The sequence below is a fragment of the Streptomyces sparsus genome (assembly GCF_054776295.1).
This window is the reverse complement of the sequence record NZ_BAAHCA010000613.1, coordinates 1-3008: the sequence shown is the minus strand read 5'-3', so window position 1 is coordinate 3008 and position 3008 is coordinate 1. Positions and strand designations below refer to the sequence as shown.

The 3008-nt window shown below is 72.7% G+C and carries 3 protein-coding genes; 1 reads left to right on the top strand and 2 read right to left on the bottom strand.

From position 1 onward, the window contains the following. A partial coding sequence (locus tag ACYVE9_RS21065; RefSeq protein ID WP_461029451.1) for a PH domain-containing protein occupies positions 1–923 on the bottom strand: 923 nt, incomplete at its 3' end. 2 nt (positions 924–925) lie between these two features. Next, positions 926–1405, bottom strand: coding sequence for a PH domain-containing protein (locus ACYVE9_RS21060; protein ID WP_461029453.1), 480 nt, complete (start codon positions 1403–1405; stop codon positions 926–928). Between the two features lie 274 nt (positions 1406–1679). Between ACYVE9_RS21060 and ACYVE9_RS21055 the strand changes: the two genes are divergently transcribed. Continuing rightward, positions 1680–2831 (top strand): NADH-quinone oxidoreductase subunit D, encoded by a 1152-nt coding sequence (locus ACYVE9_RS21055; RefSeq protein WP_461029452.1) that lies wholly within the window; start codon positions 1680–1682, stop codon positions 2829–2831. The last annotated feature ends 177 nt before the right edge of the window (positions 2832–3008 follow it).

The following is a 3008-nucleotide window of genomic DNA, read 5'->3' as shown; positions in this document are numbered from 1 at the left end:
GCCGCCACGGCCCGTTCGGCGACCGGCAGCAGGACCGTGCTGTCGGCGTCGCCGCCCGCGACGGACAGCTCCACCCGCACCCAGTCCCGGCTGCGCCACAGGCGGGGTTGCAGCACCCGCACCGCCTGCACCCGGCCCGGCGGCACGGTGGCGTGCTCCCGGTCGAGCAGGCCGTGGTCCAGCCGCAGTCCGTCGGGGGACTCGGCGACCTTCCAGTCGTACTCGTTGAGGTAGCGGCCGATGGTCGACATCCACACCCCGCCGAGCATCGGGACCACCACGACCAGGGCCGCCCCCAGGCTGCCGGTCAGCACCCACATCACGGCCGGGCCCAGCAGCACGGCGGCGAGCAGGCCCCAGCCGGTGCCCATCAGCAGCAGACCCACCGTCAGCATCCGCGGGTGGACCCGCACCAGCTCGTTCTCCGGCGCCTCACCGGCGTCCGGCGCGGCCTCGGGCGCTATACCCGCGGCGCGGGCCAGCAGCTCGGCGCGCAGCGCCACGGCGTCCGCCTCGCCGAGGAACGCCAGCTCGTCCTTGGAGTTGGTGCCGACCACGTCCAGCTTGAGTTTGGCCACCCCGGCGAACCGGGCGAGCAGCGGCCGGTTGATGTCCACGGCCTGGATGCGGTCCAGCCGGATGTGCGCCACCCGCCGGAACAACAGGCCGGTGCGGATGCGCAGTTCGGTTTCGGTGACCTTGTAGCTCGTCACCCACCAGGAGAGGAAGCCGTAGAGGGCGGCGACCGGGACCAGCACCGCGAAGCCCACCAGCAGCCAGCCGACGGTGAGCTGGGTGATCCACTCGCGGGTGCGGTTGAAGTCCTGTATGGAGAACACCACGAGGCCGGCGATGGGCGCCCAGGCCCGCCGCCACGGGGTGATCGGGTGCAGCCGGGTGCCTTCGGTGGGATCCGCCGCCATGCTCACAGCCCCGCCGAACGGGCCTCGAGCAGCTCGGTGAGCCGGTCGCGGAGCCGCTCCGCCTCGGCGGGCACCAGGCCGGGGATGGCCGCGTCGGTGGCCGCCGCCGCGGTGTGGAGCTGGAGCCGGGCCAGCCCGTAGCGGCGTTCCAGCGGTCCCGAGGTGACCTCGACCAGCTGCATCCGCCCGTACGGCACCACCGTCAGCTCCCGCCACAGCACCCCGCGGCTGATCAGCAGGTCGTCGGCCCGCTCGGCGTACCGCCAGGACCGCCAGTTGCGGCCGAGCGCGAACCAGCCCCACAGCGCCGGCAGCAGCCACACCAGGGCGAGCAGTCCCCAGGCGGGTCCGGCCAGCGGGACCAGGAGCGCGAGGGCGCCACCGACGACCACCGCCGACGTCCCCGTCAGGACCGCGCGCCGCATCCGCAGCAGCGCCCGCTCGACACCCCGCCACTCTTCGGCCGCGCCGCGTTCCGGCAGCGGTGCCCCGCTCTCCGATGCCCCGCTATCCGGGACTCCGTGCTCCGAAACTCCGCTCTCCGCCGGCGCCGCGCTCTCCGCAGCCGGTACGCCGTGCTCCTGCCGGGCCCCCTGGGATTCCCGGGACTCCTGGACCGGCGCGCTGTGCTCCGGGACCGGTGCCTCGTGCTCCTGGGCCTCACCGTCCGCTTGATGCTGCATGCCCCCAGCCTAGGCGGGCTGGTCGCGGCCCGGATCAGACCGCAGGAGGACCCGGCGGCGGTCAGCTGCCAGACTGTGCGCCATGACGGAGACGACTGTCGGTATCGGAGGAGCGGCCGAGAGCACGGACATGGTGCTCAACATCGGCCCGCAGCATCCCTCCACGCACGGGGTGCTGCGGCTGCGGCTGGTGCTGGACGGCGAGCGGATCAGTGCCGCCGAACCCGTCGTCGGCTACATGCACCGCGGCGCCGAGAAGCTCTTCGAGGCCCGCGACTACCGCCAGATCATCGTGCTGGCCAACCGCCACGACTGGCTGTCCGCCTTCTCCAACGAACTGGGCGTCGTCCTGGCCGTGGAACGCATGCTCGGCATGGAGGTGCCGGAGCGCGCGGTGTGGACCCGGACGCTGCTGGCGGAGCTGAACCGGGTGCTCAACCACCTGATGTTCCTCGGCTCGTACCCGTTGGAACTGGGCGGCATCACGCCGATGTTCCACGCCTTCACCGAGCGGGAGAAGCTCCAGTACGTCATGGAGGAGGTCTCCGGCGGGCGCATGCACTACATGTTCAACCGCGTCGGCGGCCTCAAGGAGGACCTGCCGGCGGGCTGGGCGGGACGGGTCCGCGAGGCGGTCGCCGCGGTGCGCGGACGGATGAGCGTCTTCGACGACCTGGTGCTGGGCAACGAGATCTTCCGGGCCCGCACCCGGGGCGTCGGCGTGCTCAGCCCGGAGACGGTGCACGCCTACGGTGTCAGCGGCCCGATCGCCCGTGCCTCGGGGGTCTCCTTCGACCTGCGCCGCGACGAGCCGTACCTGGCCTACGGGGAACTCCAGGACACCCTGGAGGTGATCACCCGTCCCGAGGGGGACTGCCTGGCCCGCTTCGAGGTCCTGCTGCGCCAGACGCACAACGCCCTCGACCTCGCCGACGCCTGCCTGGACCGGCTGGCGGAACTGCCGCCGGGGCCGGTCAACCAGCGGCTGCCGAAGGTCCTCAAGGCGCCGGAGGGCTCGACCTACGCCTGGACGGAGAACCCGCTCGGGCTGAACGGCTACTACCTGGTGTCGAAGGGGGAGAAGACCCCGCACCGGCTCAAGCTGCGCTCGGCCTCGTTCAACAACATCCAGGCCCTCACCGAGCTGCTGCCGGGCACCCTGGTCGCCGACATGGTGGCGATCCTGGGCTCGTTCTTCTTCGTCGTCGGCGACATCGACAAGTAGCCCCGGGCCGCCGGGGGCCGGACGCCGGTCTCAGGAGATGCGGCGGCGACGCTCGGGCGACGGCTCGTCCGCTGCCGGAGCGTTCTCGCCGTTCTCGCCGTGCTCGGCCAGGTCGATGACCTTGCCGGCCACCCGCGGCCGGCGCCGGCCGGAGGCGTGCGGCAGGTCCGGTTCCTC